This is a genomic window from Gracilibacillus ureilyticus, from assembly GCF_900111195.1.
In the GTDB taxonomy this organism is placed as follows: domain Bacteria; phylum Bacillota; class Bacilli; order Bacillales; family Amphibacillaceae; genus Gracilibacillus; species Gracilibacillus ureilyticus.
Map to the genome: position 1 here is coordinate 73,740 of NZ_FOGL01000002.1, position 25,101 is coordinate 98,840.

Genomic DNA, 25,101 nt, shown 5'->3' on the forward strand with positions numbered 1-25,101 from the left:
ACTATAGGTTTTTCTTTGAAAAATAAACAAATCGTCCCACAAGACCTAAAACTTATTAACCGACTATTCAGAATTTTCAAAATATGTCGAAATATAATAGTAAGTGCACTATTTTTAGGGGGGAGAAAGGATGGCGAAATTTCGGAGAATACAAACAGTTAGAAGCAAGCTAGTGACAATTTCTCTATTGTTACTGGTAGTCCCGCTGGTAATTACAGGATATCTAGTTTTCAATCAAAGTGAGAATGCGTTAAATGAACTAGGGGAGACCAATTTAAAGAACAGTGTAATCATGACACTGGAAATGATTGATAGCTTAAATGAAGAAGTAGAGCGGGGGAATGTTTCATTAGAAGTTGCCCAGGCGGAGGTTAAAGAAGCTATATTGGGTGAATTACAAACAGATGGAACAAGACCGATCAATAAAGAGATCGACTTGGGAGAGAATGGGTATGTTTATATAACAGATACAGACGGAATATTACTTGCCCATCCGAGACTAGAGGGAGACAGCCTTTGGGAATCACAGGATTCCGAGGGTGATTATTTTGCACAGGAGTTTACTGAAAAGGCACTGAATGGCGGTGGATTTACTTATTATGACTGGCCATTGCCAGATGATGAAAACAAGGTGGAAGAAAAAGTTGTCTACTCGGCATATGATGAAAATTGGGACTGGGTAGTTACATCAGGTTCATACTTAATGGACTATAATGCGCCAGTTAATACTATTCTTTATCAGATTATATTTGTAACCGTTTTCTTTATTGTTATCGGAATTATTATTACATGGGTATTCTCCAACCGGATTACTAATCCGCTTACGCTTGTTACTAATCGAATGCGTGAATTGGCAAGTGGTGATTTAACGAACCCGCCAATTGAAGTGAAGACAAAAGATGAATTAAAGATACTGGCAACGGAGATGAATCATATGCAGGAAAATCTTTATAATATGATTTCAAATATTTCTGAAGCCTCTGCCTCCTTGAATCAGCAAAGTGATGCACTGACAAAATCTTCAGAGGAAGTCAGGACAGGGGCGGAGCAAGTAACAACAACTATGCAGGAACTGGCATCAGGTGCAGAAGTGCAGGCAGACCATGTGAGCACACTTTCGCAAATGATGGAAAACTTTAAAGACATTGTATCAGAGACTAATCAAGCGGGGATTAGTGTTGGAGATACATCGATAAAAGTACTGGAAAATGCGGAATCCGGCAGGAATTTAATGCAGTCTTCCGCAAATCAGATGACAAAAATCGATGAAATTGTAAAAGATGCAGTAGAAAAGGTGAGAAGTCTCGATACTCAATCACAGGAAATTGGCAGGCTGGTAGCTGTCATTCATGATATTGCGGAACAAACCAATTTGCTTGCATTGAATGCTGCGATAGAGGCGGCAAGAGCAGGGGAGCAGGGAAAAGGTTTTTCTGTTGTAGCTGATGAAGTTCGAAAACTTGCTGAACAAGTTTCAGCTTCTGTTTCAGATATTACAGGAATAGTATCCAGAATTCAGGCAGAATCAACAGCAGTGTCGAACTCACTCGAAGCAGGTTATGGAGAGGTAGAGAAGGGGACAAGCCAGATTCTGACGACACAGCATACTTTTACAGAGATTGACCGGACAGTAAATGAGATGGTGGGCAGAATGAAATCTATCTCCAATAATTTAACAACCGTTTCAGCAAAAACAGAAGAAATGAATGAGTCTATTCAGGAGATTGCCTCTACTTCGGAACAATCTGCTGCTGGTATTGAAGAAACGTCGGCATCTGCAGAACAATCCAGCACATCCATGGAAGAAGTGTCCAACCAGGCGAAACAATTAGCAGAATTATCGACTGGATTAAAAAACATTGTAGGAGATTTTCAATTAAATAAATAAGCAGTGAAACCAGCTTGTTGTTTCGAGATCTTAATGACTGCTGAGCATTTTCGTATTTGATTATCATAAATTGTGGTAATAATAACAATAGGATAACTTTTTATCTATGGGAAAAATGCTAAAGGAGTGTACATCATGCAAACAAAAGCAGTAGTCATTAACCAATACGGCAGTAAAGATATGTTGGAAGAAGCGACAGTTACATTACCGGAACTGGGAGCAAACCAGGTATTGGTTCGTGAAAAAGCAACATCGGTTAATCCGATAGACTGGAAACTCCGCGAAGGGTATTTAAAGCAAATGTTTGACTGGGAATTCCCGATTATTCTCGGCTGGGATGTTGCCGGAGTCATTGTAGAGACAGGATCAGCCGTAACCGGATGGAAAGTGGGAGATGAAGTTTTTGCCCGCCCTGACACTACCCGTTTTGGCACATATGCGGAATATACAATTGTGGATGATAATTTGTTAGCAGAGAAACCTTCAAACATATCGTTTGAGGAAGCAGCAGCAGTACCGCTCGCTGGATTAACAGCATATCAGGGTCTGTTTGATCATGGTAAATTAGAAAAAGGCCAAAAAGTGCTCATACATGCAGGTGCTGGCGGAGTTGGTACTTATGCCATTCAGTTAGCGAAAGAAGCTGGTGCCTATGTTTGTACAACAGCCAGTCCAAAAAATCATGAGCTTCTTATTTCATTAGGCGCAGATGAAGTCATTGACTATCACACGACAGATATAAAAGAAACGTTAAAAGATATAGATCTTGTCCTTGATACGATTGGCGGCGAGACACAAAATGACAGCTTTGAGGTGCTGAAAGAAAATAGCGGCCGGCTTATTTCCATTGTTGGTGAACCGAATCAGGAAAAAGCCAAGGAGAAAAATGTAATCGCAAAAGGCATCTGGCTTCAGCCGGACGGCGAACAGTTAAGCAAACTGGCTGACTTATTAGAAAAAGGAAAAATGAAAAGTATTGTAGGAACTACTTTTTCATTGTCACGACAAGGTGTATATGATGCCCATTCGGTGAGTGAAACACATCATGCTGCAGGGAAAATCGTCATAACCATCGACTAAATTATAAAACAGTCAATATTCAGTAAGAGTACTGATTATTGGCTGTTTTTCTGTTGTTTTAATTAGTATGTTCATCACGCGCGAGCGCTAGAGCGGATGTTTTGAAGAATAAAGTGTATATGTTCATCACGAGAGAGCGCCGAGGCAGGAGTACTGAAGAATAAAGTGTATATGTTCATCACGAGAGAGCGCTGAGGCAGATGTACTGAAGAATAAAGTATATATAATCATCACGAGAGAGCGCCGAGGCAGGAGTACTGAAGAATAAAGTGTATATGTTCATCACGAGAGAGCGCCGAGGCAGGCGTTCTGAAGAATAAATAATATCAATTATAACGATTACTGAATAACTGTCCTATTATAAGGTATTACCCCAATACATGTCGAGAATAGACCCCATTACTTAAAACAGATTGGAGGCGCTCATTGCCTATATAGAAAATGAACCGCTTCAGGCAATACAACTGCTGGACAAATCGGAAAAGGAATAGTGCAATATGTTTTTTTGAAGTGGAGCGCCAACTGACAATTATTCTAAATAACTATATGATTGAAAAACCGATCTGAGAAATCATGGAGAAGGGGAAAATTGATTTGCTTAAACTCTTTTTAATAAGATGTAAAGCAGAACAATCATCACCACATCCAATCTCGCTTCAAATAAAAAATGAAAAATCCCGGTATGGAGTAGAGGTACTTTGGTAAGAAGCAGTGCAGCAACCATGATAACCAGTAGTGGGAGTGCTGCCTTTTTTACATAGTAATTTGCAATAATCAATATACCGCAGACTAACTCTGTTGCCCCGACAATTAGCGCTACCAGTTCAGGATAGGGAATTCCATAATTAGCAAAAGCACTGGTTAAATCAATAATAAATAATTTCATCACTCCGGAGATGAGAAAAACGTAGCCTGTTGCATAACGAATTAAAGACGGTAATGTTAGCATAACAAGCCTCCTTGTCAATTTTAAATTTTCATAAAGTTAAAGATTAAAAGTTACACTTTATCTATATGCAAGCAATTGGACAACCTTTCCACCTTTTGAAATCTTTAAAAGAAATCGTTTTAAGGTTCCTTATAAAATTTACATATATTTTACGAAATCCCCTCAGTAGTCTAATAGATCATTGATAGAATGAAGTCAGATTATGTTAGAAAGGGAGATTCTATGAAAACAAGTATTTTGTTACGAAGGCTGGCGCTGTCTGCATTAACATTGTCAATTGCAGCAACTAGTTTAGCGGTTTCAGCACGATTAGTTGCAGTTGAAGCTGCAGAAAAGGAAAATCCTCCGCAAACTCTCCGTGAACCAGTAACAGGATTCCGCGTATTACCTTATTTACAATCACCAATGAGTACATCAATGACAATCAGCTGGGTTTCAGAGCTGGACGAACCCGGAAAAGTAACGGTTTCAGGTCCAGGGATCTCAGGAAATGATTCGTACAGCTCCAAACCGTATTATATGAGTTTAATGGAATATACGGAAAAGGAATTAGAGCAGGAATTGACGTATGCTCCGGGAAACTGGAGGATCGAAACTTTACCGAAAGGGTCATGGTTGCAATCAAACGCTAATTACAAACACACTGTAACGATCGAAGGGTTAGAACCGAATGAAACATATCAATACACGGTAATCCAGGGAGAAGAAAGCCACACATCTTCTTTTCGGACATATCCGGAAAGTGATGACTGGGAGGAGGTAACCCTAATTGCTTTTTCTGATACGGAAACAGAACCATATGGTGCTCTGGAACATCGTGAATGGGAGTTACATACAATCAATCCATATGCAGCCGGATCGGAGGAACGTCCGGGACCAGGCTCTCTCTTTGATCAAAAGTTTGGCAATCAATCCCGTAATGGAATGTTTTTAGTTCGTTATCCACTAGATCAGCAAACGGCTCTAAATGAGAATTTGTCACATATCGAAGCAGCGAATCCGGATGCGCTTCTTATTGCTGGGGATTTAGCTCAAGGATCGGGATATCAGCCTGCATGGGATGAATTTTGGCGTCATTTCTCAGGGGAGTTTACTTCACTTGCTTCAAAAACTCCATTGCTTCCTGCTCTTGGTAACTGGGAAACATATGCATCCATCAATGGCGGGTACGGAAGTGATGAGGACCGTTCGCCGGCAGTAATTTCACGAAATAAGTATCATGAATATTTCGACACACCAGGTGATCCTCAAAATCCACAATATAAAGATTCATATTACAGGACAGATATTGGTCCGATCACGTTATTAACATTGGATTCAACAAATGGGATTCCTGATGAATCTACGAAAACGGACACGTACACTGGAGAGGTGTACAGTGAAGATGACTCGGTTTTAAATGAACAAGTCTGGGCAGAACAGGGTGTGGAAGGGGATCCATACATTTCGACAGATACACAGGGAGAGTTTACCGCAGAGGATTATAATCAGGCATTTACAAGAGTTTTCGAAGACACAACGATAGATGATTCCGATTTGCCGAATTTCAATCCAGGGACAGAACAATACAAATGGGTGGAAGAGCAGCTAAAGGATGCACGTGAAAAAGGCCAAATCATTATGGTTCAATTCCACCACGCACCTTACTCCAGCGGTGTTCACGGTGCACCGCCAAATCATGAATATGCAGATAATCAGTCAGGTATTGCAATGAGAGTATATTCTCCAATGTTTGAGCAGTATGGCGTGTCAGTAGTAATTAGCGGCCATGATGAAATGTTTGAACGCAGCTGGGTTGACCTCAATGAAGACGGGATCGGTTTTCATGTTTATGATGTCGGTGTAGCGGCAGACGGATTACGCGGGGAGAAAATGATTAAGGATGAAAGTGGAAAATATGTCCCGCAAAATTATAACACCTATACCGAATGGAGTGCGACAAGAAATGAGCCTGAGCTCTGGGGGACTAATGAAGATGGTGTGAAGCATTTGCATGATGGCGGATTGCATTACGGTCATTTACAGATGGATTTTGAAAAAACTGAATCAGGTACTGAATTGACATTATCACCTGTTTATATTTTCCCGATTCTGGACGATAACTATGAACTTATTCGCACGGAAAGACGAGTCTATAATGATGTGCAGAAAGTTTATTTTGATGAAAATGGAGTAATGGTGGATGCTTTAGCAAAGTAACTGGTCCTATAAGCAAATGAACCACTTCCATTCTGTTTTTTTAACTTGGAAAAAATATTTAATAAAGGAGTATGGCCATTGAAAAAGAATATATCCTTCTTAGTAATATTGTTTTTATCCATCTTGACTGCTCTGCCTTCTTTCGCACAATCGGAAGATGCTTACAAAGATATTTCAGACTCATCCTACAGAGAAGCGATAAATCATTTAGCATCTACAGGTGTATTAAACGGTATGCCAAATAAGAATTTTTATCCAGATCATGAGCTTACACGTGCAGAAGCTGCAGTAATGCTGAATCGTGGTTTTCAACTAGCAGAAATAAATCCAACTGTACCCTTAAATCCAGATACTGAAAAAAAACTAACCTATCAGGACCCTCTTGCTGTCATTGACGAATCATTTACAATACCTACCGCTAAGAATCTTCAAGGTCACTGGGCACTTGAAGAAATCGAAGGGTTGTTTAAAATTAGAGCGATCGAAGCGGAGCAGGAATACGATCCTGATCATAGTGTGACATACAAAGAATGGACCGATATGATGGGGAAAGTGATTTTTGGAGCCCAACAGTCACTGGATTTTCAAAAAAACATGAGCGAGTATGGGTTTGTTTCAAAAGACAAAGCTCATCTTAATGAGGTGATTACCCGCGGAGAAGCGGCAAAAAGTATGTATGATATATTATCAAATTCTGACTTTCAGATTGTTACAGTCTTTGCAACCTCCGATATTCACGGACATTTGCAGCCATATGTGCCGTCTGGTACAGAACAGGAAATTGGCGGCATTGCTAAAATGAGTCAGATAGTGAAAAAGTTTCGTGCTTCACATCCAGACACCCTTCTGCTTGATGCTGGTGATGCACCGTATAATACCAATATAGCGAACCTTTCAGAGGGAGCAGCTACAATAGAAGTAATGAATGAAATGGGTTATGACGCGATGGTGTTAGGGAATCATGATTTTGATTTCCCGTTTTCTGTAATGGAGCGTAATGAAGGACTGGCGGAATTCCCCTTTTTATCAGCGAATACCAGATACAATGGGGAGCACCCAAATTTCCTTGAATCCTATATAATGAAAGAAATAGAAGGTACAAGCATAGCTATTCTTGGAGTTACAGATGATCAAAGTCATCATTTTACTCATCCGAAGAACGTAGAAGGCATTACATTTGAAGACCACTTTACAGCAGCGGAAAATACAGTTCAGGAAATCAGAGAAGAAGCTGATATTGTGATTGGATTATCTCATCTTCACGGAGATAATAAAGTTTTGCCAACGAAAGTGGAGGGATTTGACTTGGTTATTGGCGGAGGGGAGGATATCGTTGACTTCCCGAAACAAATCGGTAATTCCTGGCTGATTTCTCCTGGAAAGCATGCTGAAACATTGAATCAAATCAACATTCATATGCTTGACGGGCAGATGCTAGGCTTCAACTTCGCACATATTTTTATGACCGATAATCTTGAAAATGACCCTGCAGTAAACTCCATCATTGAAAAATACGAAAGTAAAATTGATGAAAAGATGAAAACAGTAGTGGGCGAGACAACAGTCGACTTAAATGGAGAGCGCGAAACAGTAAGATTAAAAGAGTCCAATTTAGCCAATGCAATCGCAGACAGTTTGCGGGCATTAACCGGTGCGGACATTGCTTTGCAGAATGGCGGTGGGGTACGTGCCAGCATTCCTAAAGGTGAAATTACATTAGAACAAATCTATGGAGCTCTTCCATTTGATAATACAGTAGTTATGGTGGAAGCAAGCGGCCAGACAATTTGGAAGGCATTAGAACATGGGGTTGCTTCCTATCCGTCAGCCGCTGGAAGTTTCCTTCAGGTATCCGGACTTAGTTATACCATTGATCCTTCACAAAGTGAGGGGTCCAGAGTAGTGGAAGTTCTTATAGATGGAGAACAAATTGACTTGGAGAAGACTTATACGGTCGCAGCAAATGACTTCTTAACAGGTGGTGGAGATTTATTTACAATGCTAAAGGAAGACACCGTGGAAGTATTACGGACAAAGCATTTCTTAAGGGACGCTTTTGCTGAATATGTGGAAGAGCAGGGTACTATTCTGCCAGAAGTGGAAGGGAGAATTGTTATTTTAAACGGGAAGCCGGAATAGAATAGAAATTCCCTATGAGCAACTGCTGAAAATGCCATTGCCTTTTGGGTAATGGCTTTTTAGGTATTTTGAGATTCACTTTTAATGAAATCCTATAAATATAAACTGCACGCATAGTGTGAAGAATTCCCCTCAAATTCTTTATAGAAGTACAAATTCGATAGCAAATCTGCGGTGATTATTTTTTCCGGATCCATTCATTAGCCCCTTAGTGATAACTTCATACAAATTTTACAAAAAAACAGTCAGTTTTATAAATTGCTCCAATATAATAATTTCAGTATTTAAAAAAGGAGGAAACATGTATGTCACCATTGTCTGCAAAGAACCGGAGAATCCGGATAAGTGCATTATCTTTTATGTTTTCTGGAATATTATTTGTGTTATACCCAGCCGTACGTCCCTTTTCTGATGAAACATCGCTAGAAGGTGCAACAGCTTTCGCATCTACAGAGTGGCTGGTTGCCCATATACTAGCAATGATCGCATTTACCCTGCTGCCAATTGGATTGCTTGGTATTCACTACTCCTTGGAAGGGACTCCTGTATTCACACTTACATATTGGACTTTGATAACATGCATATTAGGAGTAGGGTTGATCCTCCCTTTTTACGGTGGGGAAACATTTGGTCTGCAAGCTATCGGGGAGGAGGCAGTCTCTCAGCAATCAGCTGCCCTGATTAGTCAGGCAGAAACCGTTCGTTCAGGTACAGGGCTTGTTATGTTTGCGTTAGGGTTGCTATTGCTTGCCATCTTTGCAATCCTGCTGGCTGTGGCTTTCTGGAAATCAGGCAACTATACGAAAATGAGTGGAATACCATTCGCGATAGGGATGTGCTTGTATCTTCCACAATTTTTCTTTAATCAGCCGGTTAGAATTTTCCACGGTTTATTGGTGGCAATTGGTTGTATATGGATAGCAGTTGATTTATGGAGAAGAAACCACAAAAGTATTGATCAGAAAGCGCCCCTAAAAACCCCAAGCTTTTAAGTGTTGGTGAACAGAACAAGGGAGAAGCAGCAATCGCTATTCCCTTCACGGAAATACAGTCAGTCAAAGTGATTTAAGAAGCCATTGCCGATTTGTTTGATAATGGCACTATTTTTTCATAAGAGGTTTCTGCTCGTATATTCAACCTTAGACTGCTTTTGAAGTAGAAATGCGATCATTATCCTGCATATAGCCAATATTGGACTAGTGCCAATATTGACTATATGATTTCTCTCCTTTTACTCTACATTAGAATGAATAGTAGAGAGCTTTATATTAAATTATTTGATTAGAATTCTTCCATCGTCAGCTCATAATTCACTCCAGCTGCTGCACGGACACCATGGCCAGCCGAGATAATTAACTGCGCGGGGCCTGTCGATGTTTCACCCGCAGCATATATACCCTCTACATTTGTTCTGCCTAAATTGTCGACAGTAATCCCAAGGTCCCCTTCCAGCTTACACCCTAGTGAACTGGCAAGGTTATTTGGCTGTTTCAGTTCTGTGGTAACAAACCCGCCAGTTCTGCTTAGCTCAGTTCCATCTTCAAAAAATACTTTTGCTAATTTTCCGTCAGAACCGGATAAATGAGAAATCCTGTCTTCCTTAATTTTAAGTCCCTTACTCTTAAATAATCGCGCCTCATCTTCTGGTATTAGCTGCTTGCCATTTGTGCAAATAATTAAATCCTTACTCCATTGATATATCATTTTTGCCATATGGACAACATGTTCACTTTCACCAAAAAGTACCAATGGCTTGTCTCTTAACTCCCAGCCATCACAATAAGGACAGCTAAAGACACTTTTGCCATAATAATCTTTCAATCCCTCTATATTTGGTAAGTTCTCCCTTAAACCAAAAGCAAGGATAACTTTCTTGCTGTAATACACCTTTTCTTGTCTTGTTGAAATTTTGAAAAGTCCTTCTTTTTCTTTCTCAATTTTGTCTACAGTGGATTGCACGATTTCTGCGGAAGGATATTTGTGGATATCTTGCTGTGCCAGTTTCCTAAATTCTGTCGGTGTTACACCATCTCTTGTTATAAATCCATGTGATTCTTGTGTTACGGAGTTTCGTGCCTGGTTGTTGTCAAAAAGGATAACATTTCTACGTGCTCTGCCTAAAACAAGTGAAGCGTTCAAACCTGCTGGACCTCCGCCAATAATGGCACAATCTAAAATCATACATTTAGCTCCTTTATAGTTATTAAAGATATTTAAAGTCTATAATTAGGTCAAAAAAATTACTTAGCATCAAGGCGGATAGAGTCTCCTATATCTTTGTCAAATTGATTGGTAATCTGCTCTATTGTTACTGAGCTTAGGTGCTCTTCCATTTTCCTCTCTGCTTCGTTCATTGCTTTTTCTATAAGGCAGTTTTGCCGATCATGTGGGGAGTTATCTAAGCTGCAATGGAATAAGGAAGATGTTCCTTCAATTGCCTGAATAATATCTAAAAATGTTATCTCATCAGCCTTTTTAATTAATTTATATCCACCGTTGACCCCTGTTACTGACTCAATAAAACCAGCTTTCACTAAATTAGTTAATACTTTCGAAAGGTAACTCGGTGAAACATGCTGAAACTCCGCCAGCGGCTTTACCCCAATTGTTTTCCCTGATGGCAAAAGGGCTAAGTAAGCAATGGTGTGGAGGGCATAATTCGTTGCTTTGGAGTACTTCACTATCTCATCCCCTAATTATAGACTTTATGTATCTATAATATGTATTTAAACAGATTAAGTCAACAATAACGTTTTGGACAACGGTTTTATGAGCAAGTAACTTTAGCTTAACACCATAATTTGTTATTTTTAGTGCAAGTTCAATTAAAGGAGTGGTTATGTGGACAAAAATAAGCAAATTCTTTTAGCCAAAAGACCGAAAGGGACCCCTGATAAAGATACATTCAAATTTGCAGTAAAAGATATCATTAAGCCGAGAAGCGGAGAAGTTCTTATTCGCACATTGTATGTTTCTGTCGACCCGTATATGCGCGGGAGAATGATTGATGCACCGTCATATGTAGCCCCATTTGAATTAAACAAAGTAATTGATGGCGGGGCGATTGGTGAGGTGGTTACAAGCGAATCCTCCCACTTTTCAGAAGGCGATATTGTCATTGGCGGTTTCGGCTGGCAAACATATTATACAGCAAAAGAAGATGAAGTGAGGAAGATTGATAAAGACATCGCTCCAATATCAACACATTTAGGTATTCTTGGTATGACAGGTCTGACGGCATACTTTGGATTACTTGAGATTGGTAAACCAAAAGAAGGGGAAACAGTAGTGGTCTCCGGGGCTGCAGGTGCAGTAGGCTCTGTTGTCGGTCAAATCGCCAAAATCAAAGGAGCAAAAGTTGTTGGAATTGCCGGGACAGATGAGAAAATTAAGTATTTAAAAGAAGAGCTTCACTTTGATGAAGCAATTAATTATAAAAAAACAGAGGATATAAAGCATGATTTAGCAAAGGCATGTCCTGACGGAGTAGATGTGTATTTCGATAATGTAGGCGGCGACATATCGGATGCTGTATTTACATTGTTGAACAAATTCGCGCGAGTGTCGGTATGTGGTGCGATATCAAGTTATAATTTGGAGAAACAAGATGTCGGCCCGCGCGTGCAAACAGTATTAATTAAGAAAAGTGCGTTAATGCAAGGATTTACTGTCGGGGACTATTCAGAGCGGTTTAATGAAGGGGCAACAAAACTTGCCCAATGGCTCAATGAAGGCAAATTATCGTATGAAGAAACAATGAAAGAAGGGTTTGAAAATATTCCTGATGCCTTTCTGGATTTATTCCGAGGAAATAATATTGGCAAATTACTCGTGAAAGTTGCTGAACCATCTAACGAATAGATCGTAATTTAACCATACATGAAAAACAGCTCTTAACGCAGTGAGGGCTGTTTTCTTGCTATTGGCATAATTAAAACAATGCTCGGCAAAACACCTGATCATGTTAAGTTTTTGTAAATAGGATTGAAACATAATTATACACTATGTTACCCTTTGATATAGAATTCCGATATTGACATTCGAAAACAGGAGGTTTTACTTTTGGAAGACCGAGTATTAAGAAAACTTTTTCTGGGATTTATTCAAATTCATATCCTGCATCATGCGAAGGAACACCCGATATTCGGATTGTGGATGTTAGAAGAGCTTCGGGAACATGGCTACAATATTAGCTCAGGTACTCTTTATCCAATCCTTCACTCGATGGAAACAGATGGACTGTTAGAGAAAGAAGAAAAGAATGTGGAAGGTAAAATCCGGAAATATTACAGAGCAACAGAAAAAGGTGAAGCTGTACTAAAGGAAGCTAGAGCAAAAGCTTATGAACTTTTCAAAGAGATTAAAGATTAACAATTAAAGGAGATGATATGATGAATAATGACAAAGGACTATTGAGGACTTTGATGGAAATTTTAATGGTATCTACAAGGCTCGGATTTTCTTCATTTGGAGGGCCTGTTGCCCATCTTGGTTATTTCCATGAAGAATATATCCGCAGGCGAAGGTGGATGGATGAAAAAAGCTATGCAGACTTAGTTGCGCTTTGCCAGTTTCTACCCGGTCCTGCCAGCAGTCAGGTTGGAATCGGGATCGGTGTAATGCGTGCAGGCCTCTTAGGGGGATTCATTTCATTTCTTGGCTTTACCTTGCCATCGGTTTTTGCACTGATTATTTTTGCTTTGTTACTGCAAAGCTTTGATGTGGCTGATGCAGGCTGGATTCATGGATTGAAAATTGTAGCAGTTGCGGTAGTGGCACATGCCATTTTAGGAATGGCCCAGAAACTGACACCCGATTTAAAAAGAAAAGCAATCGCATTATTAGCGTTGGTCATTACTTTATTATGGCAGGCAACATTTTCACAAGTAGGTGTGATCCTGATTTCTGCACTTATTGGTTTTATTATTTACAAGCATCAGAAGGACGATTCTGAAACAAGTGTAAGAGTGCCCTTGTCAAAAAATTTCGCGATTCTCTGTCTCTTACTTTTCTTTGGTTTGCTTATTTTACTGCCAATTTTAAGAGAAGTAACCTCAAGTAATTGGATTGCCATGTTCGACAGTTTCTATCGTTCCGGTTCCTTGGTATTTGGTGGCGGGCATGTTGTTTTACCATTACTTGAACAGGAAGTTGTGCCAACAGGATGGATGAGTGAAGAAACTTTTCTTGCTGGTTATGGTGCTGCACAGGCCGTTCCTGGCCCATTGTTCACATTTGCTGCCTATTTAGGTGCTGTTATGAATGGTTGGACTGGTGGTCTTGTCGCAACTGTAGCCATTTTTCTTCCGGCATTTTTGCTCATCTTTGGAGCATTGCCATTCTGGGACAGTCTGCGTCGCAATCCTAAGATAAAAGGTGCGCTAATGGGTGTGAATGCAGCCGTAGTAGGGATTTTGATTTCCGCATTTTACGATCCGATCTGGACAAGCTCCATTTTAGCGCCAATTGATTTTGCCTTTGCAGCAGTATTATTTAGTATGTTAGTTTTCTGGAAGCTTCCACCATGGGTAATTGTGGTGACAGGAGCAGCAGGCGGCACATTAATGACATTTATCTAAAACGAGGATGGGACATAACGACCATGTTCCGCTCAAAACACGAATGTTAGAAAAAAATTAATGCACATTATAGGGATACTGTGCATTAAAGTGGTATGATGTTATGTGCTATACTGCCACTTGATGAAGCGGGTTTCTTCAGCAAGTTAGCTGAAGCCGTCCCCATGGTAAAGAAGACACTGCGAAAGCGCATTTTGCTTGAGTAGATGTCGCACTTATGCCCTTGGGTGAAAGCGAAGCAATCGGACGAAGCGGTGGTATTTCACTCTAAATATTTCAAAGTTACTCTCTTCTGGTTATTGTATAGTTTCCCTAAAATGTGCAATGAAAATGGAAATAGAGTTCCTAATATGCTTTTGTTCTTCTATGAATATTTGATTTCCTTCTACTCGTTTTCTTTTAAACAATTTTCGATAAATTCGAAGATGCTGGCTGCTTCAATGCCACGTCTGCCCCAATCATGAAAAAAGTATAAAACTTGTCCGTGTACACCAGTTTCAGCGGGGTCTGTATCAATGCAAAGATAGTCCCCGCCTCCATTTTCTGCAATAGGTACCCACCCTGAGTTCCAGAGCACTTGCTTAAGCTCTTTATCAATATCTGCTTCTAAACCGTCATCCGGGTCAAATTCTTCCTGTAAAAACTCCCAAAAATGAATAATTTCAGAGATCGGAGACAAAGTTAAGTTTCTGACAATTGGGTATGTTCCCGGTACCCAATCCTGTCCGTTGTATATTCTGTAAAAGCTTTTAACCTCTTCCGGAAGAGTAATCTTTAATGTATTTTCCAAAAGCTGAAGCTCTTTATCACTTGCACCTGGCTGAAGATTTAGTGACGCTTTAGAGTTTTCATTGATTAATGACCCTTTTTCAATGATACGCTGCCACAACTTTTCCGCTTTAGCCATATTTTTTTCACCACAATTCTCTATATCATTTATCTTGTTACCTTCTTCATCAATTTGATAACTGCCTCCACCGAAGTGCCAGCCTTTGCTTTCAACAAATGCAATAAATTCATCCCAAAATCGATCATGCATTAAATCTTCCTCATTATTTGTATAAATACATCCGTTTATTTCCACACCAAACGGTCGTTTCAAATATATCTCCTCCCATAAACCTTTCTGACATTACTCTGTACTATTATAGTATTTTCCATTATTTAAGAAAACTTTTAAAAATTAGGGTGTAAAAAATTTTATAACATGATAGATTCGAAATGTAGCAGAAAAAGGAATGAAGAAAGGATGAATGATTATATGAAGTGGAAAGTCGAGACACTCCCAGACTACCGGATCGCTTATATGCGGAGAATAGGTCCATATGGTCCTGCGAATACACAAGTAATGGAGAAGTTAAAGAAGTGGGCAAGGGAAGAAAACCTTCTTCACCATTCAACAGTTTTGTTAGCCATTCCTCAAGATAATCCAGGGATAACCCCCCCGGAAAGCTGCAGATTTGATGCATGTATAGTAATTCCCCCGGATATCCAATTGGATGGTTCCATTTCCGTAGCGGAACAGCCTGGAGGAAACTATATTATTAACGAGGTCAACCATACGGCAGAACATATCCAGCAAGCCTATTCCGAGATTCCGCTATCCCTGCAAAGCAACGGATACCAAATGGATAATAAGCCAATTGTGGAAAGATATATTGGTGATATGAATGAGAATCCATTTTGCGAGATTTGTGTACCAATCAAAGAGTAGTATTTTTCTAAGCAAAAAAATAGAAGAACAGGTGGAAGATGGCTTGTTCTTCTTATCTATCTTAAATTAGTAAGTTACGATTGTTTTCCCCATACTCTTTAAATATTGCTATCGCCACATTCTCGTTCACTCCTTCAGCTAGTCTTAGCAGCATTTTTAGTAGACGCCAGATACCTAACTGAATGGTAGAGAACATCACTACTCCTATCTGTAATTCTTTAATAAAGCCGAAATAGGTGTGGAAGCCAATTGTCGTCCCGCCATGATGAATAATCGGATATTCCGACCATTTTCTTTCTTCGATAAACCAGCTTAGACCCATGTTCATCCCTTTCATGACCCTGACCCCCTGATTTTGATGTGTAAAATTAATGGCATCATGTAATGAACTTTCCCTCATTCCCATTTGATGTTCTAAATAAATCATCATATCTTCCATTGTACTGCGAAAAGCACCAGCACCATGAAGTGAACGAAATTGTAATGGAGGTAATGGCTTTCCCTTTTTGTTATATGAGGTAACATAACGGTCAAACTGATCCTGATTCGGTTCAATGACCGTATCCTTCATTCCCAGCGGTCGTAAAACATGTGTCGTTACAGCTTTTTCATAATCCATTCCGGCAACTTTGCTTAATGCATACCCGAGTAAGCCAACACCGATATTGGAATATCCCCATTTTCTGCCGATTTCCTTCTTCAGATCATGCTGGATAAAAAAGTTGTTAAAATGCTCCAAAGTATAGTGCCAATAAATATTATTCCTGTTTTCTTTGTTCTCTTTTAAAATTTTTCTTAATGTCTTCATATCTTCTCTAGGTAAACGAGAAGAGTGTGTAGCCAAATGGCGAAAGGTAACTTCCTTATCCTTAAACGAAAGTGCCTTTTTGTATTCTGGCAGAAAGGATGTAATTGGCTCATCTAACGATAATTCATCATCCAGCACAAGCTTTGCGAGTAGGAGACTTGTGAATGTCTTTGTTGTTGATCCTATTTCAAATAAGCGTTTTTCTAAAGGGACAGATGGTGTATGGCTATCATCGTAAATGGCACCTTCTGTTATTTTCCCTTCCTTTGTTACTACACCGATTGCATAACTTGCCTTTTTAGCTGTCTTCAAATCATTGCTAATTAATTTTTGAGGAATCTGAATCATCTGCCGTATCCTCCTGTGACTGTTCGATGGTTATATCAAATGCTTTCTCAATGAATAACTCTACATCTTTAGGGAGATAAGAAAAAATAAAGGCATCTTCATCAAAATCTTTTAAGTTATCAAATTCCTTTTGAAAATTTGGAGACATAAGATCACTTAACCGATCGTAAATTTGGTTTGTTACCGCTTGTACTTCCTGATCTTCAGGCTGAAATCCGTTCGCATGTAATTCTTGCAATTTTTTTAAATCCTCTATTAATTGGCTCTCTAATTCGTCTCTTTCTTCCAATGGCATATGTTCCATAAATACTTTATGAACAAATGATTCAGAAAAAAACTTGGACAGGTACTCCCTGTGTGCCTCTTCGTGTTGTATCGAATAGATAAGTGCGAGTAACAGATCATCATTCACCTCGTTATTGCCTACTAGTTTTTCTACCTTATCGATGGATTGAATGACAAATTCAATTTCTTTTCGCTTTTTCTCCAACATTTCCTTTTGCTGGTTTAACGTATCCTTAAGACGATTTTCCTTTGTCTCTATTAAACTTTCTTTTATTTCTGTAAGGGAGCAGCCAAGATATTTTAATGTTAAGATTTTCTGGATTTTATGAATTTCTTCTGATCCGTACAGACGATGGCCCTTTTCATTGTAATGGGATGGTATCAATAAACCCATTCGATCATAATACCTTAGCGTTCGTTCGGTAACACCGGTTAATGTAGCAAAAGCCTTTACCGTATACAGCTTCTCTTCCATATTACATCCCTCATTTCTTTTTCTTATTTTCAATTTACATCATGACGTTACGTCAGCGTCAAGCATATTTTTCTTTTCTTTTCATATAAATGAACTAATCAAGTGAGACTGGGGGAATGATGGTGACAAGGCCAATTGGAGTGGGAGAAGCTTTTGAACTTTCTGAGGAAATTTTAAAGAAATATGATGAGTTAAACACACAGAAAAAAACGATAGAGAAAGAATTGAATCAGATAAAAAAACAAATTCACTACTGTTTAGATGAGACATTTGGCAAAGAACAAAAAGGTGAGTTGAAGCGGGGGAGTTATAAAGTCCAGCGTGTGATTCGTTCAACTGTTCGTTACGATGAAGAAAAAACAGTGAACAAACTGGAAGAGTTAAATTTATCCGAATTCCTCGTTAAAAAGCCTGACACGGAAAAGCTGGAAGCTGCGATAAAAATAGACTTAGTAAAAGGCAAAGACTTTGAGGATTGTAAAACAGAAAAACTGACACCGGCTATTGCGGTTAAAGAAATTAGCTAATAAATAAACGTTTGGATTTTTACAATCCAAACGTTTACTGTTTCTACTAATCTTAAATACTCATAACGCCGCCTTTTGATGCGTTTGTTACAAGCTTGGAATATCTGCCTAACCAGCCATTTTTGATTTTAGGCTCAAATGGTTTTAAAGATTTTCTGCGTTCTGCTAATTCTTCATCAGACAAATCTGCATTTAGTGTACGGTTAGGTAAGTCAATTTTAATAATATCGCCATTTTGAATTAAAGCGATTGGACCGCCTTCTGCAGCTTCTGGAGAAATATGTCCAATTGAAATACCGCGTGATGCACCTGAGAAACGTCCATCTGTAAGAAGTGCTACAGTTTTACCTAAGCCACGTCCCATAATAGCTGAAGTAGGTGCAAGCATTTCAGGCATTCCAGGACCGCCTTTAGGACCTTCATAACGGATGATCACAACATGACCTTCTTTTACCGTACCATCGTCAATGGCTGCTTGTGCCTCATCCTGTGACTCAAACACAATGGCTTCCCCTTCAAATTCTGTAATGGATGGATCCACTGCACCTACTTTAATAACCGCACCTTCTGGAGCAATATTACCAAACAGAATCGATAAACCGCCAACAGGGCTGTATGGGTTGTCGATTGGACGGATAACGTTTTGATTTAGAATTTCATAATCGCTGACAAGTTCACCCATTGTTTTACCAGTAATGGTTAAACGTTCCGGATGAATCGCACCAGGAATTTTCGTTAATTCATTAATGATTGAGCTTACACCACCGGCTCTGTTGATATCATCCATGGAGAAATCAGATGCTGGCATGATTTTTGCAAGATATGGTACACGTTCCGCCACTTTATTAATATCTTCGATTTCATATTGGATACCTGCTTCACGAGCAATAGCAAGTGTGTGTAATACTGTGTTAGTAGAACCACCCATAGCCATATCCAGTGCAAATGCATCATCAATTGCTTCTTTTGTAATAATATCACGTGGTTTTATATCTTCTTTCACCATACGAACGAGATGTTTCGCAGCTTCGTAGATTAACTCTTTACGTTTCGCACTTGTAGCAACAATTGAACCATTTCCAGGAAGGGCTACACCCAGCATTTCCATTAAACAGTTCATTGAGTTTGCTGTAAACATACCAGAACAAGATCCACATGTTGGACATGCATTTGCTTCAATATCGTTGAATTCTTCTTCTGTCATTTTACCAGCTTTGTATGCACCGACACCTTCAAAAACTGACGTTAATGAAAGTTGTTTTCCATCAGAACTTGTACCTGCTTCCATAGGTCCACCTGATACGAAAACAGATGGTACATTTGTGCGGGCTGCAGCCATCAGCATACCTGGTGTGATTTTATCACAGTTAGGAATATAGAATACCCCGTCGAACCAGTGTGCGTTAATTACTGTTTCGGCACTGTCCGCAATTAATTCACGACTTGGCAGGGAATAACGCATACCGATATGCCCCATTGCAATACCGTCATCTACCCCAATCGTATTGAATTCAAACGGAATACCGCCAGCTTCTATGATCGCTTCTTTTACTACTTTCGCAAATTCCTGTAAATGTACGTGACCAGGAATAATATCAATATAAGAGTTACAAACACCAATAAATGGTTTCCCCAAATCTTTTGCTTTTACCTTCCCTGTAGCATACAAAAGGCTACGGTGAGGAGCACGGTCTACCCCAATCTTAATCGTATCACTTCTCATATGTGTGCACACCCCTGAATTTTTTATTTGTTTTTCTTATTTTATAATGATGGTTGTCTGCTGTCAATAACGTTGTATGACAAAAAAGACATCCCAGTAAATACCAGGATGCCATGTTTCGTTATTCTATGCCTAATTCTTTCATCGCATGTAAAATGTGGATTTTCATCGCACTTTTTGCACCATCCGGATTGCGATTTTTCATAAATTCCATAATCATGTTATGGTCATTTATCGTATCTTTAATAGCCATTTCCTTTTTCTTTGATAAAATAACTCCCTTATCGATCGCCTGATAAATAACCGGCATCAGTTTCTCCATAAATTCATTATGGGTTGCTTTTACGATAGATTTATGGAACTTTTGTTCAACTGCTGTTCGATCCTCATTGCGCTTAATCTTTTGTTCGATTAGCATACCATATTCTAATATACGCTTAAGCTCTGCATCACTTGCCCGAATAGTAGCATAGAAAGCGGCTTCCGGCTCAAAGATCAGGCGCATTTCATAAAGGTCTCTTGCATTTATTTTCGCATCTGCAAGAAAACTTAAAGATTCAGTGTTTTCTGCATCGATATCTTCTTTTACATATGTACCTTTCCCGCGCCGTATCTCTAAAACTCCATTTGTTACCAAAATCCGAATGGCTTCACGTAGCGTTGTTCTGCTTATATTCAGTTCTTCGGATAATTCATTTTCATTTGGCAGTTTATCACCTGGAACGAATCTTTTCTCGATCGCAATCATTGACATAATATCATCTGCTACACTATCAGACAGCCTTTTTTGACTCATAAAATTTATCCACCCTGTGTTTTCTTTTTAGTATAGCACACGTTGTCTGCTCACACATTTTGTAAATAGGTTAGTATATAATCTAAGGAGAAACTGTAAAAAGGAAGGATGTTCCCATTGAAAGAACTGGATCAATCGAATATCGAATGGCTGGAGGAGCGGACAATTATTTTAGCGCCAACAGGCAGCTATGCTTATGGAACAAATACAGAGAATTCAGACAGGGATTATAAAGGAGTCTGTGTCCCACCGGTAGACTATTATTTAGGATTAAAGGCATTCAATGAATATAATACAACTGGCGGTAAAAATTTTAAGAATACGAAAGATGATGTGGATGTGAGTATTATTCATGTGAATAAATTTGTGAGGGATGCTATGCAGGGCGTTCCGAATAATATAGAGATTTTGTTTGCCCGTCAGCAGGATTACCTCAAAGTTACCGAGTTAGGGCAAGTGCTAATTGATCATAAAAAGCTGTTTTTATCCAAACATATTTATAAACGTTTCGGAGGATATGCGAATTCCCAGATGCAAAAGCTGAAAAATAAGTCAGTTACTGAGGTAAAAGATACCAGCAACTTTTACGACTATGATACAAAATTGTTTATGCACAACATTCGATTGCTCACAAGTGCTATCGAAATCCTGGAAACAGGAGATTATCAAACATACCGGCCAAACAGGCAATTGCTTCTTGATTGCAGGAACGGCAAATATACTTTCAGTGAAGCAATGGAAATGATCGAAATGTATGATAACCAGTTAACAGCAGCATGGCAGAACTCCGAACTCCCTGAAAAACCGGATTATGCGCAGATTAACCAGCTGTTGATCGATATAAATAAAAAAGGGTTAATGATATAGAGAGGTTAATCAATTAGAAAAGAAGCAGGGAAAGATCCAACTGAAAATAGAGTGCACATAATATGAATTATGTATAAAAGGTACATATTGATGGTGACTATACTGCCGCTCCACCCGGCCACTCCGCTTTCCACGGGCTCGTCATTAATAAGTTGCACTTGTGCCCTGGGATGAAAGCGAAACAACCGGGCGGAGAGTCGACTTTGCACAAAGTTATCCTATTGGTGCCAATGTACATAATCCATATTATAAGAGAAGGCGTGAACTAATTGTTAGAATAGTGGTAGGGAATATACCATTGTCTCTATCCTCATAGATTGGAATCACTTTTATTCTGTTGTTGTATCCCTTTGGAGATTTCCTCCAGTTTCTTATTCTTCTCTCTTTGTGTTTTTATTAGGTTCACTGCAAACCAAATACCAAATCCAATAAGTCCGAGCCAAAAAATCAGTGGCAAAAATGCTAAGAAAGTATCCATAATAAAAAAACTCCTCCCTCTAATATTACTATATTTTAGCATATCTTAATATCTTTTCCATAATAAGCGTGTTAATAATAAAAGAAATCAAGGAAATACTATTAGCATCAATCGTTAATTAGGAGGATATTATGACAATTGTACGACTTGGCTATGTGGCAATGAGTAAGTATGTTAAAAACGCCTCACCATCCCAGACAATGACATTTAGCCAATTTGAGAAAATCCGTGACAGAGAAGCTGCAATCCGTAAGCTGGAACGGATAGCGGAGTCCAATTTACATAATACTTTACGGTTACTGAAGCACAATGCTGCGTCAGATATTTACTTTTACCGTCTGACATCAAAAATTATTCCTTTAGCCAACCATGAAGAACTCCCTGATTGGGATTATATGGATCCGCTTGAAGAAAAACTAAAGGAAATCGGGGAATTTGCCCAAAAACATCAAATGCGAATTGATTTTCACCCGGATCATTTTGTCCTGCTTAATTCTCCGAAACAGGAAGTTCTAAAAAATTCCGTCAAGACACTTAAAATGCATTATTTGCTGTTAAAAGGAATGGGAATTAAGCCGGAGCACCGGTGTGTAATGCATGTTGGAGGAAATTATAAAGAAACAGAGAAATCACTGGAACGATTTGTTGATAACTGGATGGCTGTACCGAGAGCGATTCAGAAAATGATTATGCTGGAAAATGACGATACTTCCTTTACATTGGAGGACACACTGTTTTTATGTGAAAAATTAGGGATCCCGCTTGTATTTGATTATCATCACCATCTTGTTCATCATCAAAACAGGGAATGGAGGGAGAACTGGGAGCGCATCCTGCTTACATGGAAGCATTCTCCACTTCCCATTAAAATGCACATTTCCAGTCCGAAAAGCGATGAGAAGAAACGGCATCATGCGGATTATATAGATGTTGATATGTTTTTTAATTTTTTAAAGGAAATAAAGGGAACAGTGCCGCAAATCGACTGTATGATTGAAGCGAAACAAAAGGACGCAGCACTATTCAAGCTGATGAAACAAGTGCAATTACGGGATGATGTTAAGATGATTAATGGATCGACATTTGAATTAATATAGGGATCCTGTCACGGTTTCAGGCAATTTCTCCGGGTTCATTGTAAGGTATATTTCATGAATCTTGTCGTTACATATATAAAAGCTGATTGTGCTGTGAAGGGTATTGCCTGCATAATTGACTAGGCAAGGCTGGCCGTTTGCTGATTCGAGCCGAGTGTGGAAATCTGCAGGCATTTTACTATTTATACCATGCAGGAAAGCAAGAACTTTAGCGGAAGAGATAATTGGGCGTGTTGCGGCTTTTACTTTTCCACCACCGTCTGAGTACAGTGTTACCTGGTCTGACACTAGTTTTAATAAATCTTCTGTACTGCCCGTTTCAAATGCGTGAATAAACCGTTGGATCAGTGATTTATTTTTTTCATAGTTGAGGCTTTCATTCTCTACTTTTGTCAGCTTTTGTTTGGTGCGGCTTAACAGCTTTCTGCAATTCTCTTCGCTTTTCCCGATCATACCTGCTATCTCCTTATAAGAAAAGTGGAAGACCTCTCTTAACAGTACGACCGCCCGCTCATGTGGAGTCAAATGTTCCATCATTCGTAAATAAGCAATACTCATATATTCTTTGCTTATCATAATGACTGATGGATCATTCTCTTCTTGCAGAAAGGGTTCGGGATGCCATGGACCAACGTACTGTTCACGCTTCACTCTTGCAGATTTGAGAAAGTCGATACAGCGGTTTGTCATCATTTTACATAAATATGCCTTTTTATTATTAATATCTGTCTCAGGTAATTGATAAGCTTTCAGGAAGGTATCCTGCATGATATCTTCTGTATCTGAAACCGAACCTGTCATGCGGTAGCCTAAAGAAAATAATAATGGTTTATACATTTCATATTCTTCATTACTTATTTGCATAAAAGTTCCTCGCTTTTTTGAATAATATCAACCGCAGCTCGTTTCCCGCTTTCCACTGCACCTTCAGCGAGAATCATCCCGGGTGCTGCCCAGTCACCTGCAAACTTTAATCCTGGGACAGCAGTTTGCAATGACTGCAGCCAAGTTTCATCTCCGATCTTTGGTAAACGGTAATTGACTGTGATATGAGGGAAACAGCGACTTTTAATCTTGTATCTTTGCCAGCCTGGCTGGATTTGATCAAGGAAATGTTCCAGCTCCTGCTGTTGTTCCTTTCCATTAACGGTTTCTTCTGAGTGATATTTTAAAACATGCAGAATGGTACTATTTTCTGAGAGTTTAGCATAAGGAGAATGAACAGAATAATAGAAGCTTTGGTCAATTCCCATCGCAAATAATTTTTCTGGTCGAGGTAAATCTGTTAAGGCAACATCGAGTGTTGCTGCTTTGATTGGCTGGATAGATTTATGGAATACAGCTTTCGGCAATAATGAATCCAAATCATTTGGATCACCAGAATAGACGACTTTCTTACTTTTAATTATATCATGATCACTTACAGTTAGTTGAAAAAAATCTTCCGTTCGAACGATTTGCTTAACATTTGCCTTTGTCTGCATTCGTACCCCTAATGTGACAGCCTGGTTATGAAGCTGATCGATTAAGGACTGCCAGCCGCCATCAATATACAATACCCCTTTCATTCCTAGCTGAATATGGGAAACAATCACCTTTGCACTTGCAGAATTTGGTGAATGGGAGTAGGTAACTAGCCTGCTTAACGTATAAAGCATGTCTTGGACGTTTTCTGTCTTTGCTATCTTTTCGACCCATTGCTGATAGGTTAAATGAATGAGTTCCTCCGGCTTTACGGTATTTAATTTTATGAGACAATACATCCATTCCGTTTTTTCTTTTCGATTTAAAAATGTTGTCCTTAATAGTCCGCCTGGTGATAATGGTGCGATATACTCCTGCTTATTCTTAATAATCACCCCGCCAAGTTTTGGAGAACCTCCATTTACGGTTATGCCTAATTCCTCCAGAATCAATTTGGCATTCCCTTTTTTGTATAAGGCATGAGGGCCGAGATTAAAGGACTGGCCATTTATAACATCTGTTTTTCCTCTCCCGCCGACTTGAGCCCCTTTTTCTAAAATAGTCACTGTTAAGCCTGCTTTAGCTAAAAAGTTGGCCGCAACATATCCTGCCAAGCCACCACCAACAATCACCACATCCCAAATTTTTTCACACATAAAAAAACCTCCCTATTCTCATTTACAAT

At 39.2% G+C, this 25,101-nt stretch carries 23 protein-coding genes; 12 read left to right on the forward strand and 11 right to left on the reverse strand.

All coding sequences use genetic code 11. The annotated features are described in order from the left end of the window. Window positions 1–130 precede the first annotated feature (130 nt). Both BMW36_RS03380 and BMW36_RS03385 read left to right on the forward strand, forming a co-directional pair. Window positions 131–1,888 carry a methyl-accepting chemotaxis protein gene (locus BMW36_RS03380; RefSeq protein ID WP_089739040.1) on the forward strand — a complete coding sequence of 586 codons (1,758 nt, stop codon included), beginning with the start codon at window positions 131–133 and terminating at the stop codon, window positions 1,886–1,888. Between the two features lie 135 nt (window positions 1,889–2,023). Continuing rightward, window positions 2,024–2,968: an NADP-dependent oxidoreductase gene (locus BMW36_RS03385; protein ID WP_089739042.1), complete on the forward strand. Its 945-nt coding sequence runs from the start codon at window positions 2,024–2,026 to the stop codon at window positions 2,966–2,968. A 598-nt stretch (window positions 2,969–3,566) separates the two neighbouring features. Here the strand turns inward: BMW36_RS03385 and BMW36_RS03390 are convergent. Beyond that, window positions 3,567–3,917: a DoxX family protein gene (locus BMW36_RS03390; protein ID WP_089739044.1), complete on the reverse strand. Its 351-nt coding sequence runs from the start codon at window positions 3,915–3,917 to the stop codon at window positions 3,567–3,569. 222 nt (window positions 3,918–4,139) lie between these two features. On the opposite strand from BMW36_RS03390, the gene BMW36_RS03395 reads away from it, so the two are divergent. From BMW36_RS03395 to BMW36_RS03405, 3 genes are all read left to right on the forward strand, one after another. Further along, window positions 4,140–6,116, forward strand: coding sequence for a metallophosphoesterase (locus BMW36_RS03395; protein WP_089739046.1), 1,977 nt, complete (start codon window positions 4,140–4,142; stop codon window positions 6,114–6,116). Between the two features lie 78 nt (window positions 6,117–6,194). After that, complete coding sequence (locus BMW36_RS03400; RefSeq protein ID WP_175480342.1) at window positions 6,195–8,255, forward strand: 5'-nucleotidase C-terminal domain-containing protein; 2,061 nt, start codon at window positions 6,195–6,197, stop codon at window positions 8,253–8,255. A gap of 305 nt (window positions 8,256–8,560) precedes the next feature. After that, complete coding sequence (locus BMW36_RS03405; protein WP_089739050.1) at window positions 8,561–9,247, forward strand: hypothetical protein; 687 nt, start codon at window positions 8,561–8,563, stop codon at window positions 9,245–9,247. Between the two features lie 289 nt (window positions 9,248–9,536). Here the strand turns inward: BMW36_RS03405 and BMW36_RS03410 are convergent, their stop codons facing one another. Together BMW36_RS03410 and BMW36_RS03415 are read right to left on the reverse strand one after the other, a co-directional pair. Beyond that, window positions 9,537–10,436 carry an NAD(P)/FAD-dependent oxidoreductase gene (locus tag BMW36_RS03410; RefSeq protein ID WP_089739052.1) on the reverse strand — a complete coding sequence of 300 codons (900 nt, stop codon included), beginning with the start codon at window positions 10,434–10,436 and terminating at the stop codon, window positions 9,537–9,539. Window positions 10,437–10,495: 59 nt separating this feature from the next. Further along, window positions 10,496–10,936 (reverse strand): RrF2 family transcriptional regulator, encoded by a 441-nt coding sequence (locus tag BMW36_RS03415; protein WP_089739054.1) that lies wholly within the window; start codon window positions 10,934–10,936, stop codon window positions 10,496–10,498. A gap of 160 nt (window positions 10,937–11,096) precedes the next feature. On the opposite strand from BMW36_RS03415, the gene BMW36_RS03420 reads away from it, so the two are divergent. The 3 genes from BMW36_RS03420 to BMW36_RS03430 all read left to right on the forward strand — a co-directional run bounded on the left by BMW36_RS03420 (window position 11,097) and on the right by BMW36_RS03430 (window position 13,834). Further along, the gene (locus tag BMW36_RS03420) at window positions 11,097–12,116 is read left to right on the forward strand and encodes an NADP-dependent oxidoreductase (RefSeq protein ID WP_089739056.1); all 1,020 of its coding nucleotides are present in this window, start codon (window positions 11,097–11,099) and stop codon (window positions 12,114–12,116) included. Window positions 12,117–12,317: 201 nt separating this feature from the next. Continuing rightward, window positions 12,318–12,626 (forward strand): PadR family transcriptional regulator, encoded by a 309-nt coding sequence (locus BMW36_RS03425; RefSeq protein WP_089739058.1) that lies wholly within the window; start codon window positions 12,318–12,320, stop codon window positions 12,624–12,626. Between the two features lie 17 nt (window positions 12,627–12,643). Further along, window positions 12,644–13,834, forward strand: a complete 1,191-nt coding sequence (locus BMW36_RS03430) for a chromate transporter (RefSeq protein ID WP_425431915.1) — start codon at window positions 12,644–12,646, stop codon at window positions 13,832–13,834. A gap of 385 nt (window positions 13,835–14,219) precedes the next feature. Here the strand turns inward: BMW36_RS03430 and BMW36_RS03435 are convergent, their stop codons facing one another. Next, window positions 14,220–14,741, reverse strand: a complete 522-nt coding sequence (locus tag BMW36_RS03435) for an SMI1/KNR4 family protein (protein ID WP_089739420.1) — start codon at window positions 14,739–14,741, stop codon at window positions 14,220–14,222. Window positions 14,742–15,095: 354 nt separating this feature from the next. Here BMW36_RS03435 and BMW36_RS03440 point away from each other — a divergent pair, with 354 nt between their 5' ends. Continuing rightward, complete coding sequence (locus BMW36_RS03440; RefSeq protein ID WP_089739063.1) at window positions 15,096–15,548, forward strand: AraC family transcriptional regulator; 453 nt, start codon at window positions 15,096–15,098, stop codon at window positions 15,546–15,548. Between the two features lie 61 nt (window positions 15,549–15,609). Here the strand turns inward: BMW36_RS03440 and BMW36_RS03445 are convergent, their stop codons facing one another. Together BMW36_RS03445 and BMW36_RS03450 are read right to left on the reverse strand one after the other, a co-directional pair. After that, a complete protein-coding gene (locus BMW36_RS03445) occupies window positions 15,610–16,704 on the reverse strand; it encodes a serine hydrolase domain-containing protein (RefSeq protein WP_089739065.1) in 1,095 nt (364 codons plus the stop codon). Then, window positions 16,676–17,464: a MerR family transcriptional regulator gene (locus tag BMW36_RS03450; protein ID WP_089739067.1), complete on the reverse strand. Its 789-nt coding sequence runs from the start codon at window positions 17,462–17,464 to the stop codon at window positions 16,676–16,678. Before BMW36_RS03450 ends, BMW36_RS03445 begins: the two co-directional genes overlap by 29 nt. Before the next feature lie 116 nt (window positions 17,465–17,580). Between BMW36_RS03450 and BMW36_RS03455 the strand changes: the two genes are divergently transcribed. Then, complete coding sequence (locus BMW36_RS03455) at window positions 17,581–17,991, forward strand: hypothetical protein (RefSeq protein WP_245711571.1); 411 nt, start codon at window positions 17,581–17,583, stop codon at window positions 17,989–17,991. 52 nt (window positions 17,992–18,043) lie between these two features. Here BMW36_RS03455 and ilvD read toward each other — a convergent pair whose 3' ends face one another. Both ilvD and BMW36_RS03465 read right to left on the reverse strand, forming a co-directional pair. Continuing rightward, window positions 18,044–19,714: a dihydroxy-acid dehydratase gene (gene ilvD, locus BMW36_RS03460; RefSeq protein WP_089739071.1), complete on the reverse strand. Its 1,671-nt coding sequence runs from the start codon at window positions 19,712–19,714 to the stop codon at window positions 18,044–18,046. Between the two features lie 121 nt (window positions 19,715–19,835). Then, the gene (locus tag BMW36_RS03465; RefSeq protein ID WP_089739073.1) at window positions 19,836–20,510 is read right to left on the reverse strand and encodes a FadR/GntR family transcriptional regulator; all 675 of its coding nucleotides are present in this window, start codon (window positions 20,508–20,510) and stop codon (window positions 19,836–19,838) included. Window positions 20,511–20,627: 117 nt separating this feature from the next. On the opposite strand from BMW36_RS03465, the gene BMW36_RS03470 reads away from it, so the two are divergent. Continuing rightward, window positions 20,628–21,377 (forward strand): nucleotidyltransferase domain-containing protein, encoded by a 750-nt coding sequence (locus tag BMW36_RS03470; RefSeq protein WP_425431916.1) that lies wholly within the window; start codon window positions 20,628–20,630, stop codon window positions 21,375–21,377. A gap of 310 nt (window positions 21,378–21,687) precedes the next feature. Here BMW36_RS03470 and BMW36_RS20265 read toward each other — a convergent pair whose 3' ends face one another. Next, the gene (locus BMW36_RS20265; RefSeq protein WP_175480343.1) at window positions 21,688–21,855 is read right to left on the reverse strand and encodes a hypothetical protein; all 168 of its coding nucleotides are present in this window, start codon (window positions 21,853–21,855) and stop codon (window positions 21,688–21,690) included. Window positions 21,856–21,986: 131 nt separating this feature from the next. Between BMW36_RS20265 and uvsE the strand changes: the two genes are divergently transcribed. Beyond that, a complete protein-coding gene (gene uvsE / locus BMW36_RS03475; protein ID WP_089739077.1) occupies window positions 21,987–22,952 on the forward strand; it encodes a UV DNA damage repair endonuclease UvsE in 966 nt (321 codons plus the stop codon). Here uvsE and BMW36_RS03480 read toward each other — a convergent pair. Both BMW36_RS03480 and BMW36_RS03485 read right to left on the reverse strand, forming a co-directional pair. Next, a complete protein-coding gene (locus tag BMW36_RS03480; protein WP_089739079.1) occupies window positions 22,944–23,816 on the reverse strand; it encodes an RNA polymerase sigma-70 factor in 873 nt (290 codons plus the stop codon). The genes uvsE and BMW36_RS03480 overlap by 9 nt on opposite strands. After that, entirely contained in the window at window positions 23,807–25,072 is a 1,266-nt protein-coding gene (locus BMW36_RS03485) for a phytoene desaturase family protein (RefSeq protein ID WP_089739083.1), read from the reverse strand. Before BMW36_RS03485 ends, BMW36_RS03480 begins: the two co-directional genes overlap by 10 nt. Window positions 25,073–25,101 lie beyond the last annotated feature (29 nt).

Excerpts from the sequence above, each read along its gene's own strand:
- BMW36_RS03390 (WP_089739044.1), bottom strand. The coding sequence starts at position 3,917 with ATGCTAACATTACCGTCTTTAATTCGTTATGCAACAGGCTACGTTTTT.
- BMW36_RS03455 (WP_245711571.1), top strand. The coding sequence starts at position 17,581 with ATGATGGTGACAAGGCCAATTGGAGTGGGAGAAGCTTTTGAACTTTCT.
- BMW36_RS03465 (WP_089739073.1), bottom strand. The coding sequence starts at position 20,510 with ATGAGTCAAAAAAGGCTGTCTGATAGTGTAGCAGATGATATTATGTCA.
- BMW36_RS03440 (WP_089739063.1), top strand. The coding sequence starts at position 15,096 with ATGAAGTGGAAAGTCGAGACACTCCCAGACTACCGGATCGCTTATATG.
- BMW36_RS03380 (WP_089739040.1), top strand. The coding sequence starts at position 131 with ATGGCGAAATTTCGGAGAATACAAACAGTTAGAAGCAAGCTAGTGACA.
- BMW36_RS03435 (WP_089739420.1), bottom strand. The coding sequence starts at position 14,741 with ATGGCTAAAGCGGAAAAGTTGTGGCAGCGTATCATTGAAAAAGGGTCA.
- BMW36_RS03450 (WP_089739067.1), bottom strand. The coding sequence starts at position 17,464 with ATGGAAGAGAAGCTGTATACGGTAAAGGCTTTTGCTACATTAACCGGT.
- BMW36_RS03395 (WP_089739046.1), top strand. The coding sequence starts at position 4,140 with ATGAAAACAAGTATTTTGTTACGAAGGCTGGCGCTGTCTGCATTAACA.
- BMW36_RS03405 (WP_089739050.1), top strand. The coding sequence starts at position 8,561 with ATGTCACCATTGTCTGCAAAGAACCGGAGAATCCGGATAAGTGCATTA.
- BMW36_RS03410 (WP_089739052.1), bottom strand. The coding sequence starts at position 10,436 with ATGATTTTAGATTGTGCCATTATTGGCGGAGGTCCAGCAGGTTTGAAC.
- uvsE (WP_089739077.1), top strand. The coding sequence starts at position 21,987 with ATGACAATTGTACGACTTGGCTATGTGGCAATGAGTAAGTATGTTAAA.
- BMW36_RS03485 (WP_089739083.1), bottom strand. The coding sequence starts at position 25,072 with ATGTGTGAAAAAATTTGGGATGTGGTGATTGTTGGTGGTGGCTTGGCA.
- ilvD (WP_089739071.1), bottom strand. The coding sequence starts at position 19,714 with ATGAGAAGTGATACGATTAAGATTGGGGTAGACCGTGCTCCTCACCGT.
- BMW36_RS03385 (WP_089739042.1), top strand. The coding sequence starts at position 2,024 with ATGCAAACAAAAGCAGTAGTCATTAACCAATACGGCAGTAAAGATATG.
- BMW36_RS03480 (WP_089739079.1), bottom strand. The coding sequence starts at position 23,816 with ATGCAAATAAGTAATGAAGAATATGAAATGTATAAACCATTATTATTT.
- BMW36_RS20265 (WP_175480343.1), bottom strand. The coding sequence starts at position 21,855 with ATGGATACTTTCTTAGCATTTTTGCCACTGATTTTTTGGCTCGGACTT.
- BMW36_RS03445 (WP_089739065.1), bottom strand. The coding sequence starts at position 16,704 with ATGATTCAGATTCCTCAAAAATTAATTAGCAATGATTTGAAGACAGCT.
- BMW36_RS03430 (WP_425431915.1), top strand. The coding sequence starts at position 12,644 with ATGATGAATAATGACAAAGGACTATTGAGGACTTTGATGGAAATTTTA.